The sequence below is a fragment of the Halovibrio sp. HP20-59 genome (assembly GCF_033052795.2).
Lineage (GTDB): Bacteria > Pseudomonadota > Gammaproteobacteria > Pseudomonadales > Halomonadaceae > Vreelandella.
The window spans coordinates 134,004-148,246 of record NZ_JAWJUW020000005.1; the positions used below are offsets into that span (position 1 = coordinate 134,004).

Annotated in this window: 16 protein-coding genes and 1 other RNA gene; 13 read left to right on the top strand and 4 right to left on the bottom strand. The window is 53.9% G+C overall.

What is annotated here, in order from left to right:
- Positions 1-99 precede the first annotated feature (99 nt).
- The 8 genes from zapE to RZA33_RS07870 all read left to right on the top strand — a co-directional run bounded on the left by zapE (position 100) and on the right by RZA33_RS07870 (position 6,523).
- Positions 100-1,284, top strand: a complete 1,185-nt coding sequence (gene zapE / locus RZA33_RS07835; RefSeq protein WP_317507293.1) for a cell division protein ZapE — start codon at positions 100-102, stop codon at positions 1,282-1,284.
- A 182-nt stretch (positions 1,285-1,466) separates the two neighbouring features.
- A complete protein-coding gene (gene rplM / locus RZA33_RS07840) occupies positions 1,467-1,895 on the top strand; it encodes a 50S ribosomal protein L13 (RefSeq protein ID WP_146873944.1) in 429 nt (142 codons plus the stop codon).
- 13 nt (positions 1,896-1,908) lie between these two features.
- Entirely contained in the window at positions 1,909-2,298 is a 390-nt protein-coding gene (gene rpsI, locus RZA33_RS07845) for a 30S ribosomal protein S9 (RefSeq protein WP_146873943.1), read from the top strand.
- 207 nt (positions 2,299-2,505) lie between these two features.
- The gene (petA, locus tag RZA33_RS07850; RefSeq protein WP_317507294.1) at positions 2,506-3,105 is read left to right on the top strand and encodes a ubiquinol-cytochrome c reductase iron-sulfur subunit; all 600 of its coding nucleotides are present in this window, start codon (positions 2,506-2,508) and stop codon (positions 3,103-3,105) included.
- The gene (locus RZA33_RS07855; protein WP_317507295.1) at positions 3,105-4,364 is read left to right on the top strand and encodes a cytochrome bc complex cytochrome b subunit; all 1,260 of its coding nucleotides are present in this window, start codon (positions 3,105-3,107) and stop codon (positions 4,362-4,364) included. The genes petA and RZA33_RS07855 overlap by 1 nt, the downstream gene beginning before the upstream one ends.
- Entirely contained in the window at positions 4,364-5,131 is a 768-nt protein-coding gene (locus RZA33_RS07860; protein WP_317507296.1) for a cytochrome c1, read from the top strand. Before RZA33_RS07855 ends, RZA33_RS07860 begins: the two co-directional genes overlap by 1 nt.
- Before the next feature lie 168 nt (positions 5,132-5,299).
- Positions 5,300-5,926 (top strand): stringent starvation protein SspA, encoded by a 627-nt coding sequence (gene sspA, locus RZA33_RS07865; RefSeq protein ID WP_317507297.1) that lies wholly within the window; start codon positions 5,300-5,302, stop codon positions 5,924-5,926.
- Positions 5,927-5,992: 66 nt separating this feature from the next.
- Positions 5,993-6,523, top strand: a complete 531-nt coding sequence (locus RZA33_RS07870) for a ClpXP protease specificity-enhancing factor (protein ID WP_317507298.1) — start codon at positions 5,993-5,995, stop codon at positions 6,521-6,523.
- A gap of 100 nt (positions 6,524-6,623) precedes the next feature.
- Here RZA33_RS07870 and RZA33_RS07875 read toward each other — a convergent pair whose 3' ends face one another.
- Genes RZA33_RS07875 through RZA33_RS07890 form a run of 4 tightly spaced genes read right to left on the bottom strand, consistent with a single transcriptional unit; the run spans position 6,624 to position 9,759 of the window.
- Positions 6,624-7,196 (bottom strand): BON domain-containing protein, encoded by a 573-nt coding sequence (locus tag RZA33_RS07875; RefSeq protein WP_317507299.1) that lies wholly within the window; start codon positions 7,194-7,196, stop codon positions 6,624-6,626.
- Between the two features lie 54 nt (positions 7,197-7,250).
- A complete protein-coding gene (locus RZA33_RS07880; protein ID WP_317507300.1) occupies positions 7,251-7,841 on the bottom strand; it encodes a phosphoheptose isomerase in 591 nt (196 codons plus the stop codon).
- Positions 7,842-7,877: 36 nt separating this feature from the next.
- The gene (locus tag RZA33_RS07885; protein WP_317507301.1) at positions 7,878-8,249 is read right to left on the bottom strand and encodes a YraN family protein; all 372 of its coding nucleotides are present in this window, start codon (positions 8,247-8,249) and stop codon (positions 7,878-7,880) included.
- Complete coding sequence (locus RZA33_RS07890) at positions 8,239-9,759, bottom strand: penicillin-binding protein activator (protein ID WP_317507302.1); 1,521 nt, start codon at positions 9,757-9,759, stop codon at positions 8,239-8,241. Before RZA33_RS07890 ends, RZA33_RS07885 begins: the two co-directional genes overlap by 11 nt.
- A 134-nt stretch (positions 9,760-9,893) precedes the next feature.
- Between RZA33_RS07890 and rsmI the strand changes: the two genes are divergently transcribed.
- From rsmI to RZA33_RS07915, 5 genes are all read left to right on the top strand, one after another.
- Positions 9,894-10,751 (top strand): 16S rRNA (cytidine(1402)-2'-O)-methyltransferase, encoded by an 858-nt coding sequence (gene rsmI, locus RZA33_RS07895; protein WP_317507303.1) that lies wholly within the window; start codon positions 9,894-9,896, stop codon positions 10,749-10,751.
- Between the two features lie 32 nt (positions 10,752-10,783).
- Positions 10,784-11,142, top strand: an RNA gene (gene rnpB / locus RZA33_RS07900) — RNase P RNA component class A.
- Positions 11,143-11,226: 84 nt separating this feature from the next.
- Entirely contained in the window at positions 11,227-12,183 is a 957-nt protein-coding gene (rsmH, locus tag RZA33_RS07905; protein WP_317507304.1) for a 16S rRNA (cytosine(1402)-N(4))-methyltransferase RsmH, read from the top strand.
- Between the two features lie 8 nt (positions 12,184-12,191).
- Entirely contained in the window at positions 12,192-12,527 is a 336-nt protein-coding gene (gene ftsL, locus RZA33_RS07910) for a cell division protein FtsL (protein ID WP_317507305.1), read from the top strand.
- On the top strand, positions 12,524-14,230 hold the full coding sequence (locus tag RZA33_RS07915) for a peptidoglycan D,D-transpeptidase FtsI family protein (RefSeq protein WP_317507306.1): 1,707 nt from the start codon (positions 12,524-12,526) through the stop codon (positions 14,228-14,230). The genes ftsL and RZA33_RS07915 overlap by 4 nt, the downstream gene beginning before the upstream one ends.
- The last annotated feature ends 13 nt before the right edge of the window (positions 14,231-14,243 follow it).

Below are 14,243 nucleotides of genomic sequence, written 5' to 3' on the forward strand. Positions count from 1 at the left end.
ACTCATGCGCGATGACGTATCAGTGAGTATAATCGCAGTTTTCTTAGGGGGTCGGCGGTCATGCCGTTGGCTGCGTTTCATGGTTTGGGAGGCGATTGCATGTCATTAACACCTGCGGATAAGCCGTTGTCAAAAGCGCGTCCTGAAACGCCTATAGAGCGCTATCGAGCTGATTTAGAGCGCGATGATTTTCAATATGATCCAGCGCAAGAGGCTGCGGTCAAACACCTTCAGAGGCTTTACGATGAGTTGGTCGCCACACCCACTCGCGCCCCTAAGGCCTTAGTCGCTAATAAAGGGCTAAAAGCTAAAATGGCGGGTTTTATAGGCAAGAAGTCCTCGCCGCCTGATGAGCCCGTCTTACCTCAAGTGAAGGGGTTGTATTTTTGGGGTGGGGTAGGGCGTGGAAAGACCTATTTAGTCGATACTTTTTACGAAGCATTGCCCTTTGCCGATAAAATGCGCACTCATTTTCATCGCTTTATGCAGCGTGTGCATAACGAACTGGCTCATTATAAGGGTGAAAAAAATCCGTTAACGCTGATTGCTGGTAAATTTGCCACGGAGGCGCGGGTTATTTGCTTTGATGAGTTCTTTGTCAAAGATATTACTGATGCGATGATTTTAGCCAACTTGTTGGAGGCGTTGTTCGAGCGGGGGGTCGTGCTAGTGGCGACCTCTAATATCATACCCGACGATTTGTATAAAAACGGCCTGCAGCGGTCGCGTTTTCTGCCCGCTATCGCGCTTGTTAACCGCCACTGCGAGGTGGTAAACGTCGATTCTGGTGTTGATTACCGGTTACGTGCGCTTGAGCGTGCTGCCATCTTCCATTCGCCGCTGGATGAGACAGCTGAGCGTGAATTGGCACGTAGCTTTAGGGAAATAGCCGGGCACGATGGCGAAGCAGAGGCGTCGCTAGAGGTGAATCACCGTGTATTAAAAATACGCCGTCTGCATGACGATGTGGCGTGGTTCGAGTTTCTCGAGCTGTGCGATGGGCCGCGTAGTCAGAATGATTATATTGAGCTGGCTCGGGAATTTCATACGGTGCTGGTATCTAACGTCGTGCGGATGGATGCCCAAAACGATGATCAGGCCCGCCGCTTCATTAACATGGTTGATGAGTTTTATGACCGCGGTGTCAAGCTGCTGATGTCGGCGGAGGCGCCGATAGAGGCGTTATATAGCGATGGCAAGCTCACCTTTGAGTTTCAGCGCACGCTTTCGCGTCTACAAGAGATGCAGTCTAAAGAGTATCTTGCCATGGCGCATAAGCCGTAATCTTAGCAGTGGGCATGGTCGCTACAAAAAAGTCGCGATACGGCTTAACTTGTCATATTCCTTACTGTAGAATGCGCTCGCTACATGTTGCTTGCCATGCTTGCAACCAAAAAGAATAGGGATGGTGCTTCGCCGTGTAACGGTGTGAGTCACCCCATACATTTAATCTGGTGATTTCATCCATGAAGACGTTCAGTGCTAAGCCGCAGTCCGTCCAGCGCGACTGGTATGTTGTCGACGCTAAGGACAAAACGCTCGGTCGTCTAGCAACCGAGATTGCTCGCCGCCTACGTGGCAAGCATAAACCCGAATTTACCCCTCACGTTGATACCGGCGATTACATCGTCGTCATCAACGCAGAGAAAGTCCACGTAACCGGTAATAAGGCGAAGGCTAAAACCTACTACCGCCACACTGGTTACCCGGGCGGTCTGCGCTCCATGACATTCGACAAAATGCTTGATCATGCGCCCGAGCGCATCATTGAGTCTGCCGTTAAAGGCATGTTGCCGAAAGGTCCTTTGGGCCGTGCCATGTACACAAAGTTAAAAGTGTACGCCGGTGCCGAGCATCCGCATGCTGCCCAACAGCCGCTTGAACTGAACCTCTGAGGAAATCTTCGCCATGACACAGCAGTATTACGGTACCGGGCGCCGCAAGACTTCCACCGCTCGCGTGTTTATGAAGCCGGGCTCTGGCAAAATTAGCGTCAACAACCAAGACCTCGATCTTTATTTCGGTCGTGTTACCGGTCGTATGGTTGTTCGTCAGCCGCTTGAGTTGACTGAAACATTGAATCAATTCGATATTTTCGTCACCGTCGCTGGCGGTGGTGGTTCGTCTCAAGCTGGCGCCATTCGCCACGGCATTACCCGTGCCTTGATGAACTATAACGAAGACCTACGTCCTTCACTACGTGCCGCTGGCTACGTAACGCGTGATGCACGTCAAGTTGAGCGTAAGAAAGTCGGCTTGCGCAAAGCACGTCGTCGTCCGCAGTTCTCCAAGCGTTAATTTTTACGCTATGCGGCAAAATGCCCAGGTCATCGACCTGGGCTTTTTTTATTGGTATATCAGAATATTATATTGCTCGTACCACTATGGTCACGGGCGGTTGTTCTTGTGCACAGCGCTTTGTTTTTTTACCATAGAGCGTAATTAATATTCGTCGCCGCAGACACCTTTGTGGCGGAACGGGTAAGCTGATGGGAGAAACCTTAAATGGCAGATAACGGCGTAAACAAAGGCCGACGCCGTTTCCTCGTAGGCGCCACCTCCGTTGTGGGTGCGGTGGGCGCTGTCGGGGTTGCGGTCCCCTTTGTGGCTTCTTGGCAGCCTAGTGCCAGGGCAAGAGCGGCGGGTGCTCCCGTTCAAGCGGATATATCGAGGCTTGAACCAGGGCAGCGCATGACCGTTGAGTGGCGTGGTCGTCCTATATGGATCATCAACCGCACACCGGAGATGATCGAGCGCACTGAAGCACTGACTGCCGACAGCTTGGCAGACCCTAATTCAGAGGTGCCTCAGCAGCCGGGGTATGTAACTAGCGAATTGCGCTCCATTAGACCAGAAATCGGTGTTTTAATTGGCATCTGCACTCACCTGGGCTGTTCACCGCTTTTCCGGCCGGAACCTGACGCAGAAGGTGTGGGCGTTGATAACTGGCCGGGTGGTTTTTTCTGTCCATGCCACGGTTCTCGCTTTGATTTGGCAGGTCGTGTATTTAACAACGTTCCCGCGCCGACTAACCTTGAGGTGCCACCCTATCGCTTCGTAAATGATGACATCATCATCGTAGGCGAAGATGAGGAGACTGCCTGATGGCCAATCCCAATAAAGCCAAAGCAGAAAGCGGCATCATGCGCTGGGTAGACGACCGCTTTCCTGCTACTCAGATGATGCAAGATCACCTAACAAAGTATTACGCACCGAAGAATTTTAACTTCTTCTATTTGTTTGGTGTGCTGGCCATGTTGGCGCTGGTCAATCAGATATTAACGGGCGTATGGCTTACCATGAGCTATAACCCCTCCGCAGAAGGTGCTTTCGACTCCATCGAGTACATCATGCGCGATGTCGAGTGGGGTTGGTTGATTCGCTATATGCACACGACGGGCGCTTCTGCCTTCTTTGTCGTTATTTATATGCATATGTTTCGCGGTTTGCTGTATGGATCTTACAAAGCGCCTCGTGAGTTAGTCTGGATATTTGGCATGACCATTTATTTGGCGCTAATGGCGGAAGCCTTTATGGGCTACCTGTTGCCATGGGGTCAGATGTCCTACTGGGGTGCTCAGGTCATCATCTCGCTGTTCTCTGCTATTCCAGCGATTGGCCCTGATTTGGCTCAATGGGTGCGTGGCGACTTCCTGATTACGGGCATTACCCTTAACCGTTTCTTTGCGCTGCACGTGGTGGCATTACCGATCGTGATTTTAGCGCTCGTGGTGCTACACATTATTGCCCTGCATGAAGTGGGCTCTAATAACCCAGACGGTATTGATATCAAGCAGAAAAAAGATGAAACCGGTAAGCCGTTGGATGGTATTGCATTCCATCCTTATTACACGGTTAAGGATCTGGTGGGTATTGCTATCTTCCTGTTTGTGTTCTGTGTAGTGGTGTTTTATTTCCCGGAAGGGGGTGGTTATTTCATTGAAAAGCCTAACTTTGAGCCAGCCAATCCGCTGAAAACGCCGGATCACATTGCGCCTGTCTGGTACTTCACGCCGTTTTACGCCATTTTGCGTGCCATTACCTTCTCGGTGTTCGGCTTGGACGCCAAATTCCTGGGGGTTATATTTATGGGCGGCGCTATCGCGGTGCTGTTCGTTTTGCCCTGGTTGGATCGCAGCCCGGTTCGATCAATGCGCTATAAAGGCTGGATGTCTAAGACCATGCTGCTGCTGTTTGCGATCAGTTTCGTCATTCTCGGCATCTTGGGTGTATTGCCCTCGACCGAAGGGAGGACGCTTCTAGCGCAAGTGTGCACCGTCGTTTATTTCGCCTACTTCGTCTTGATGCCTTTCTACACCAGGCTAGAGAAGACTAAACCCGTTCCGGAAAGGGTGACTGGCTAATGAAAAAGCATCTATTAGCACTACTTTTCGCGATAGTGCCAGTAACCACGATGGCTGCAGGGGGCGCTAGTGTGTCCCACTCGATGGATCCTGATCTACACGATCAGGCCTCGCTGCAGAACGGCATGAAGCTGTATGTGAATTACTGTATGGGCTGCCATTCCCTGGAGCATCAGCGTTTTGCCCGCGCAGCGGACGACTTGGACATTCCTCAGGATCTAATTGAGGAAAACCTGATTTTTTCGTCCGACTTGGCTTTTAACGATCAGATGCATATCGCCATGGACAGCGGCGATGCAGAGAGCTGGTTTGGTGCCGCGCCGCCTGACTTAACGCTTGAAGCGCGTCTGCGAGGAACCGATTGGATTTACTCTTATCTGCTTGGTTTCTATAAAGACCCTAGCCGTCCAACCGGCGTCAACAACACGGTATTTGATTTGGTAGCAATGCCTAACGTGCTGGAGCCTTTGCAAGGCGTTCAGGAAATGGTCTGCGCTGAAACCGATCATCCGGTAGAGGGCCAAGAGCCTGACCCTCTTTCGGGTAAATATCAGTCGTGCGATGTGCTGCAAGTCACTGAGCCTGGAGCGCTTGAGCCTGATGAGTTCGAGGAGGCGGTGTATGACTTAACCAACTTCTTGGCTTATGTGGGTGAGCCTTCCAAACTGCAGGCGCAAGCATTAGCGCCTAAAGTTTTGATCTTTATCTTTATTTTTGGGGTGGTTGCTTATTTCCTAAAACGTGAATACTGGCGAGACGTTCACTAATAACAGTCGCTGACGGTCAAGGAGGCGCACGGCGTAAGCTGTGCGCCTTTTGTTTGTTGGTAAGGCGCTAGTGGATTGGTAAAGCAATATAAGCAAAGCAAGCTAGCTTCCCCTAAGAGCGGGCTGGCATGTTATTATCCAAGATTGATTTGATGCGAGGATGCTTTCATGGGTGTTGTGGCCAAGCGGTCGTCGATGATCTTTTACTCAGGTGGTGATGATCATTTCAGTCATCGTGTGCGCATTGTGCTGGCCGAGAAGGGGGTTGCCGTCGATATTGTCGATGTGCTCGAGGAAAAACCGCCGGAAGAGCTGGCAGACCTCAATCCGTACAACAGCGTACCGACGTTGTTAGATCGTGATTTGGTGCTGTATGAATCCAAGGTCATGATGGAATATTTGGATGAGCGTTTTCCGCATCCTCCGTTATTGCCTGTTTATCCAGTAGCGCGCGCGCAGAGTCGGCTATGGATGCACCGGATTGAGCGCGAGTGGTGCCCAATGGTTGACCAGATTCGCAGCGGCGGTAAGAAAGAGGCGGATAAAGCGCGAAAAGAGCTGCGTGAAAGCTTGATTGGTATCTCGCCGATTTTTGAAGATATGCCTTATTTCATGAGCGAAGAGTTTACCCTGGTAGATTGCTGTTTAGCGCCCGTACTGTGGCGTTTGCCTGAGCTCAATATCGAGCTGCCCGAAAAACAGGTTAAGCCGTTGCTGGCCTATATGTCACGGGTATTTGAGCGTGAAGCATTTAAGGCATCTTTAAGTGAGCGTGAAAAAGAGATGCGCGCTTGAATTCATTTGGCTCCTATGCTTTTGATCAAGGCAGGGAGCCTTATCTGTTAGGAGGAGGGAGTCCCGATGAAATCAAGTCGCCCCTATCTCGCCCGAGCATTGTATGAGTGGTTGTTGGATAATGAGTTAACCCCTTATGTGGTGGTCGATGCCACCTTGCCTGGCGTTGAGGTGCCCCGCCAGTTTGTACAAAATGGCCAGATTGTCTTAAATGTGGCGCCAACCGCCGTGCGCGATCTATTTATGGAGAATCAGGCGATAGGCTTTAATGCTCGTTTTGGGGGGCAACCCATGCAGGTCATGATTCCCATACCGGCGTTAATTGCTATCTACGCTCGAGAAAACGGTGCGGGCATGGTATTCGGGCATGAGCCTGAGCTGGGGGATGGAGCTGAGTCCGATGATATTGACGAAGGCCATGCTTCTGATAAGTCAGAGCCTTCAGCCAAGGGCAAGAAAGAGCCTTCAACCAAGCCAGAGCTATCAATTACAGAGCCGGTTTCAAAGGATGGTGATCATCATTCGAAGACGCCTTCACAAGCAGCTGACAAAGATGCTAAGTCGAAGAAAAAGCCGACGCTGCGGGTGATTAAGTAAAGCGCCTGACGCGGCACAATAAAAAGCCTCGCTCTCTGATAAGGGCGAGGCTTTTTTAATCCAACAGGCTTGATTTCGCGTGAGTGGGTTCAGCAGTGTGTTAGTCGAGGTACTCAAATACCTTAACGATGCGCTGTACGCCGCCTACAGCAGAGGCTGCGTTGACGATCCGATCCGCCTCTGCACGGCTAACGCGACCCATCAGATAAACGCTGGCATTTTCAGTGGTGAGTTTTATTTTTGAGGAGTCGATGCGGTCATTAGTAGCTAGCTGGCTGATCACATTGGTGGTTAACCAAGTGTCGGCAAGGCGCTGAGTGGTGGGTAGGCGGGCGGCGATGGTCAGTTCGTTATGAACCCGGTCAACGCCACGTAAATTGCGGGTAACGTCGCCTGCCATGTCGCGTAATTCCTCACTAGGTACTTGTCCCACCAGTAGTACAACACCGTTAAAACTGTGAGCGCGAATGCGGGCATCGCCTAGTCGCGCATCAGCGCGCTTCAGTGCGGCATCAACTTCACGCTCAATAGTTGTATCAATGGCCTCAACATCGTCGCTACGTTGGGCATAGTTGGACTGGTTGGACGCTGAGTTGTTGGCGCAACCGCTGATAAAGAGGGCCGCACAAAGCGCGACGGCGATTAGGCCACGAGAGGAGAAGCGCTGGGTCATCGTTATGACTCCTTAATGTAAGTGATAACGCAGTGAGAAGGAGCCGATAGGCGCTTAAGCACTGCCAAACAGTTGTTCATCAATGAGGTCGCACAAGCAGTGGATCACCAACAAATGGACTTCCTGGATGCGAGCCGTCGAGGTGGCAGGAACGCGAATTTCACAGTCATCCTGACCTAACAACGACGCCATATCGCCGCCATCGCGGCCGGTAAGCGCTACCACGGTCATATCCCGGTCGTGGGCGGCTTGGATGGCTTGCACAATATTGCCTGAGTTGCCGCTGGTAGAAATGGCCAATAACACATCGCCCGGCTGACCGAGGGCGCGAATCTGCTTTGAAAAAACCTCATTATAGCTATAGTCGTTAGCGATTGAGGTGAGTGTCGAAGTATCTGTAGTGAGCGCCAGCGCGGGTAGGCTGGGGCGTTCACGTTCAAAACGGTTAAGTAGCTCCGAAGAGAAATGCTGGCTATCCCCAGCGCTACCGCCATTGCCGCAGGCAAGAATTTTACCTTCGCTGACTAGGCACTGCACCATCATTTGGCTGGCCACCTCGATAAAGGGTGGTAGCACTTCGCTGGCATAGGTCTTGGTGTCGATGCTGGCGTTAAAGTGACCGAGTATACGAGCTTGAAAGTCCATCAGGGCTTCCTGATTAAAATAGTGTATTAATTGGTTTCAAAAGGCATCAAAAGCGGCTTTTACCCAGTGAAAATCGAGATCAGGCGATTTGCCAATAATCGCTAGGATATCAAAGCGGCAGGGCGATGAAAGCCCGCCGCGGGCGAGATATAAACTGGCTGCTCGCACTAGACGCTGTTGTTTTTGATAGGTGATGGTTTCCAGGGGGTGTCCGTAGCGCGCGGTGGTGCGATGTTTGACCTCAATAAACACAAGAATATCGTCATCACGCATTACCAAGTCAAGTTCACCGCCTTTGACGTGATGGTTCTGCGCAATGAGGGTGAGGCCCTGCTTGCATAGCCATTGAGCGGCGATTTGCTCAATGGCGGCGCCGCGTGCCCTGGCGGTCCGGGCGTTATTCGTCACTGCTTTCCTGGGGTGTATCGCCGAGAGAAGGTACTAAAATAGGCGAAGGGACGCCGTTTTGGAATTTTGCCCAAGGCAGTTCGCGGTAAATGCGACCGTCACCGTTGAGGTAGAGGGTGCCGGTGCTGCCACTGAGGCCGTTTAGTTCGTTGAGGTTGGAAAGGCGGATGGCCAGTTCGTAAGCATCCACGCCCATTGCCATTAGACGAAACATGGAAGCATCGGATTCGTCTCTTAAGCTCTGGTAGGTCGCTGCGAAGGGCAGCACTTCTTCGCCCCCCACGGCCGCATCGGGGATTTGCCAGGGGATATCCATAAACATCACGTCGTTAAGATCTTGGTCAAGGCGAGTTTGCAGGCGCCCTTCGTGTAAATGTGAAGTGGCATAAATGGGTAGGTTAGGCGCGTAGTAGTAGTCCATGGTAGGCGGCACCTGGCGGGCGTACTCAGGCAGGGCGAGCAGAAACAGCGCGTCTATATTGCCCAGCCGGGCGCGGTCACCGCTAACGTTAAGGGCGGTTTGAACGGCATTAGCAACCGAGCTTTCAGGGTTGTAGCGCACGGCATTGGTAATCTCTCCGCCTTGACGTTGCCACTCATTCCAAAAGGCTTCGCCTACCCGACGGCCCCAGTCATTATCGGGCACCATCATGGACATTTGGCGTTGACCATCCTGCCAGGCGCGCTGAGCGGCTTGGCGTGCCTCGTCTTCCGCCGACAGGCCGTATTGAAACAGCCGCTGGGCCTGATTGCTGTCACCGCTACCATAATTAAGCGCTAACGTGGGGAGCGGCACGCTAGCGCGCTGTTCCAGCTGGGTGACTTGGTCTTTCGCCAATGGGCCGATAATCAGCTGCGCATTCATTTGCTGAGCGCGATCATACAGCTCGTCCGTTGAGTAGCGTGAGGCGTCTAGAAAGTTGAGTTCGACATTGTCGCCTTTAACCTCATGGTGCTGACGCATGGCCATGGCAATGGTGTTAGCGACGCTGCTAAGCGGTCCTGATTCGGGCAATGCAACCACGATACGGCGAATATCTTGCCCTTCAAGCTCGGGCAGCGCGATGCTGACCGCGCTGGGCTGATCCAGTGCTTCCTGGGCCCAGCGCTGACGCTCGGACAGGGTTTGTTGCTGATTGGCTTGCATCGGCAGTTCGTCGTCGAGTACCTGGGTAGCACGCAGTACGGCGCGGGGCTCGTCTAAGGCGCGCGCTAGCTCGGAAAATAGCAGGGCCCAACGAACACGGTCAGATTCTGATAGCCGGCTTTCATCAATGCCATCGGCAGTGTCGAACGCGTTATCGCGCCGCCCTTGTCGGGCTAGGATATTGGCCGCTTCCAAGCGAGTTTTGGCGGCTTGCTCGGGCGCTTGTTGCTCCGCTTGGCTAAGTAGCCGGCCAGGGTCCTCATCGGGCACGCGATCCACCACGCTAGGCGATTGCATCGCACAGCCAGCAACGAGTAATGCCACAAGGGCAGCGGCGAGTAAGCCACGTAATGACTGTTTCATGTATCCTTCCTTTAAAGTTTCCATTTGCGCTGTTGCTGCTTGTCAACGTTTGCCGAGGTCTCAGTGCAAGCATAGCGTATCGGCTGAGCAAGCCATCAACGAATCGAAAGTCATCAACGAATCGAGAGTCAATAATGACAGAGCATAATCCGGGTACATTGTACGTGGTTGCTACGCCAATTGGGAATTTGGACGATTTAACCGCGCGTGCCGCTCGGGTGTTAGGACAAGTGGCGCGGGTGGCGGCGGAGGATACCCGCCATAGCGGCCGCCTGCTGGCGCACCTAGGGCTGAACAAGCCGATGCTCTCACTGCATGAGCACAATGAGGCGCACCGGGTAGAAGCCTTGGATAGCTACCTTGCCGCAGGCGAAGATATTGCCTTGATCAGCGATGCAGGCACGCCATTGATTAGCGACCCTGGGTTTGTTCTGGTGCGTGAGCTTCGCGCTCGAAAGCGTAATATTGTTCCGATCCCTGGCCCTTGCGCGCTCATAACCGCTTTGTCGGGAGCGGGGCTGCCCACTGACCGGTTTGTGTTTGCCGGGTTTCTGCCTGCCAAGTCAGGCGCCAAACGTCAGGCGCTTGAGAACTGGAAGACCCGCGAGGAGACAGTGGTGTTCTATGAATCACCTCATCGTATCGTGGCGACCCTGGAAGCTTTGCAGGAGCAGATGGCCGGTCGTGAGGTGGTGTTGGCCCGGGAGCTTACCAAAACATTTGAAACGTTCTTGCAGGGTACGCCTGAATCGTTGCTTTTGCAGCTAAGCGCCGACCCTAATCAGGCTAGGGGCGAGTTCGTCGTGATTGTGGCTGGCGCTCCCCCAGTAGAGCAGGGGGAGCACCAGGATATATCTGCACAGGCACTGCTTGAGGCGTTGCTTTCAGAAGGTGTAGGCGTCAAGCAAAGCGCTGCCATTGCGGCACGCATGCTGGGTGGGCGTAAGCAAGCTTGGTATGCTCGTTTGCAAGCAATTAAAGGTGAGCATTGAGGCAAACCAAGGGCGCTGGTATGCTTGCCGCCGGAGTTGGCCAGACAGTCGCCGCTAATACCCCTTAAAAGGTATTAGGGGAGGAAAGTCCGGGCTCCATAGGGCAGAGTGCCAGGTAACGCCTGGGCGGCGTGAGCCGACGGAAAGTGCAGCAGAGAGTAGACCGCCTAAGCCCTTCGGGGCCGGTAAGGGTGAAAGGGTGCGGTAAGAGCGCACCGCGCGCCTGGCAACAGTGCGTGGCAAGGTAAACCCCACTCGGAGCAAGACCAAATAGGGACCCAATGGCGTGGCCCGCGCTGGGTCCGGGTAGGTTGCTTGAGCGCTGTGGTAACGCAGCGCCTAGAGGAATGGCTGTCCACGACAGAACCCGGCTTATCGGCCGACTCCCCCATTTTTCATATCAGGGCGTGCCTGCACGCCCTTCGTAGCGTTATTTTTAACAATATCGTCTTTTATATTCTTGTGTGAGAAAAACATGCCGTCTCCTGACGCTGAACAGGTTGCTTCCCGCTTTCGCCATACCAGCGTGCTCCTGGAAGGTGCTGTCGATGCCTTGGTTCACGATGCTCAAGGCATTTATTTGGACGGAACGTTTGGCAGAGGCGGTCACTCACGACTAATTCTCGATCGTTTGGGTGCCCAAGGTCAGCTGCTTGCCATGGATCGGGACCCCCAGGCAATTGCGGCGGCCTCTGATATAGATGATCCGCGCTTCCAGATCGCCCAGCGCGAGTTTGCGCAGCTTGGCGAGTTTGCTCGTGAGCAAGGCGTGTTTGGTAAGCTTTCCGGCGTGCTGCTTGACGTTGGCGTGTCTTCGCCTCAGCTAGATGACCCTGAGCGTGGTTTCAGCTTTATGCGCGATGGGCCGCTGGACATGCGCATGGACCCAACCCAAGGCCAGAGCGTTGCCGACTTCCTGGCGCGGGCCAGCGAGGCAGACATTGCCTATGTGTTTAAAACCTACGGCGAAGAGCGCTACGCCAAGCGTCTTGCACGCGCTGTAGTGACTCGCCGGGTAGAAAAACCGTTTACTCATACGGTGGACCTGGCTGAAGTGCTCAAAGTGGCCCACCCCGCTTGGGAGAAAGGCCGCCACCCGGCAACGAAAGCGTTCCAAGGGCTGCGTATTTTTGTTAACGCAGAGCTTGAGCAGTTAGACAGTGCGCTCGACGCCGCCTTGGAAGCACTCGTCCCCGGCGGGCATTTAGTGGTGATCAGTTTCCATTCGCTCGAAGATCGTCGTGTTAAACGCTTTATTCGTCACCACGTCCGTGGTGATACCCATTTGCCGCGCGGGGTGCCTATCCGCGACGATCAATTGAACCGGCGAATAGAAGCACTGGGCAAGGGTGTGCGGCCGAGTGATGGCGAAGTAGATGCCAACCCTCGTGCCCGCAGTGCCGTCATGCGGGCTGCACGCAAACGGAAGTAAATGTCATCATGAGCATGGATCGGATTGAGCAGTGGGCAACCACGCTAAGCGCCGAATGGCCTTTTAAGCTGCGACTGCGTATCTGGCCGGTGATCATTGGTCTGCTGTTTTTACTCTGTATGGCTTCAGGGCTGGGCGTGGTTGTCACGACCCACATGACGCGGGTCCACTTTGCACAGCTGCAACAGCTGGAGCAAGAAGAGAATCAGCTGCAAACAGAGTGGGGGCAGTTACTACTTGAGGAGGGGGCATGGTCAACACCTGCCCGTATTGAACAAATCGCTACTGAGCGCCTGGGTATGCGTATCCCCGATGTCAATGACGTTGAGGTGATTCGGCCATGAAGCACCAGCGCCGAGGCGGCACCTCGCGTCAGGCACCGATTGCACCGCCATTGGGTGGCGGCCGGTTTATGTTTATTTTATTGGCGATTGGGTTGGCGGCTGCCATCTTAATCGGCCGTATTACGCTTTTGCAGGTCATTGATCGCCCCTTTCTCCAGAGCCAGGGTGACGCGCGTACTCTCCGTCATGAAACAATCCCCGCCCACCGTGGCATGATTACAGACCGCAATGGCGAACCGTTGGCGATTTCCACGCCGGTGGTAACACTCTGGGCCAATCCGCAAGAGTTGCCCGACGATGCTATTCAGCGCATAGTGCTGGCTCAGGCGTTAGGCATGACACTGGACGACTTTGAGGCACGAGTGGCGCGCTTTAGCGAACACGAATTTATGTACTTGCGCCGTCAGATGACGCCTGCCGCTGCCCAGCAGGTTCTCAATCTACGCACTCCTGGTGTCTACCCGCAGCGCGAGTACAAACGCTACTATCCCGCTGGTGAAGTCGCTGCGCAACTGCTTGGTGTGACCAACGTTGACGATGTTGGCCAAGAAGGCTTAGAGCTTTCCTACCAGCCTTACTTGGCAGGCCGCCCGGGGCAGCGGCGGGTGATTAAAGATCGCCGTGGGCGTTTGGTGCGCGAACTGGGTGTGATTGATGAAGCTCAGCCAGGGGGAGAGCTTACCTTGGCTATCGATCAGCGTATCCAATACATGGCGTACCGTGAGTTGCGCAAAGCCGTGGTTGAAAACGATGCCGATGGCGGTGTGTTGGTCATGATGGACGCGCGGACGGGAGAGGTGTTGGCAATGGCCAACTTGCCTTCTTATAACCCCAATAACCGCGCGGGGCTTGACCCGCGCGGGCTGCGTAACCAGGCGCTTGTCGATGTCTTTGAGCCAGGCTCGGTCATGAAGCCCTTGGCCATGGCCGCCGTGTTGGAAAGCGGTGTGGTGGATCGCGACGCAATCGTGGATACGTCCCCAGGCTGGATGCGCTTGGATCAATATACCATTCGCGATTTTCGTAATTATGGCGAGCTGGATTTGGCCGGCATCCTCGAGCATTCTTCGAATGTGGGTATGTCTCGCTTGGCGCTGCGCCTGAGCGATACCGCGATTTGGGAAAAGTATAATCAGTTAGGGCTGGGGCAGGCGCTTGGTACCGGCTTCCCCGGCGAGTCAACGGGTAGTTTGCCAGTGCCCATACGCTGGTCGCGTAGTGAGCGAGCGACGCTCTCTTACGGCTACGGTCTGTCTGTATCAGCGGTTCAGTTGGCGAGTGCCTACACGGCGTTAGCCAATGATGGCGTGCGTTTGCCACCGTCTTTGCTGCGGCTTTCTGAACCACCGCAAGGCCTCCCCGCGATAGAGCCGTCGGTTGCCAACGATCTGCTCAATATTCTTGAAACCTCGGTAGCGGCTTATACCGGTGGGCGTCGTGCTCGTGTGGAAGGCTATCGGGTAGGCGGTAAAACGGGCACGGTGCGTAAAACCGGCCTGCAAGGCTATTCGCAGGATGCCTATCGGAGTGTTTTTGCCGGGATTGCGCCCATTTCTGACCCGCGTATTGTCACCGTGGTGATGATTGATCACCCCAAAGCGGGTGAGTTTTACGGTGGCGCTGTCGCCGCACCGGTGTTTTCCAGTGTGACGGGTAATGCCTTACGCTTGTTGGATGTTCCGCCCGATCACGAAGTGGAATAGTTATTTAAGGAGA

Coding starts and splice junctions, on each gene's coding strand:
- rsmH (WP_317507304.1), top strand. CDS start 11,227: ATGCCGTCTCCTGACGCTGAACAGGTTGCTTCCCGCTTTCGCCATACC.
- rsmI (WP_317507303.1), top strand. CDS start 9,894: ATGACAGAGCATAATCCGGGTACATTGTACGTGGTTGCTACGCCAATT.
- rplM (WP_146873944.1), top strand. CDS start 1,467: ATGAAGACGTTCAGTGCTAAGCCGCAGTCCGTCCAGCGCGACTGGTAT.
- RZA33_RS07890 (WP_317507302.1), bottom strand. CDS start 9,759: ATGAAACAGTCATTACGTGGCTTACTCGCCGCTGCCCTTGTGGCATTA.
- RZA33_RS07870 (WP_317507298.1), top strand. CDS start 5,993: ATGAAATCAAGTCGCCCCTATCTCGCCCGAGCATTGTATGAGTGGTTG.
- RZA33_RS07855 (WP_317507295.1), top strand. CDS start 3,105: ATGGCCAATCCCAATAAAGCCAAAGCAGAAAGCGGCATCATGCGCTGG.
- petA (WP_317507294.1), top strand. CDS start 2,506: ATGGCAGATAACGGCGTAAACAAAGGCCGACGCCGTTTCCTCGTAGGC.
- RZA33_RS07880 (WP_317507300.1), bottom strand. CDS start 7,841: ATGGACTTTCAAGCTCGTATACTCGGTCACTTTAACGCCAGCATCGAC.
- RZA33_RS07875 (WP_317507299.1), bottom strand. CDS start 7,196: ATGACCCAGCGCTTCTCCTCTCGTGGCCTAATCGCCGTCGCGCTTTGT.
- rpsI (WP_146873943.1), top strand. CDS start 1,909: ATGACACAGCAGTATTACGGTACCGGGCGCCGCAAGACTTCCACCGCT.
- zapE (WP_317507293.1), top strand. CDS start 100: ATGTCATTAACACCTGCGGATAAGCCGTTGTCAAAAGCGCGTCCTGAA.
- sspA (WP_317507297.1), top strand. CDS start 5,300: ATGGGTGTTGTGGCCAAGCGGTCGTCGATGATCTTTTACTCAGGTGGT.
- RZA33_RS07915 (WP_317507306.1), top strand. CDS start 12,524: ATGAAGCACCAGCGCCGAGGCGGCACCTCGCGTCAGGCACCGATTGCA.
- ftsL (WP_317507305.1), top strand. CDS start 12,192: ATGAGCATGGATCGGATTGAGCAGTGGGCAACCACGCTAAGCGCCGAA.
- RZA33_RS07860 (WP_317507296.1), top strand. CDS start 4,364: ATGAAAAAGCATCTATTAGCACTACTTTTCGCGATAGTGCCAGTAACC.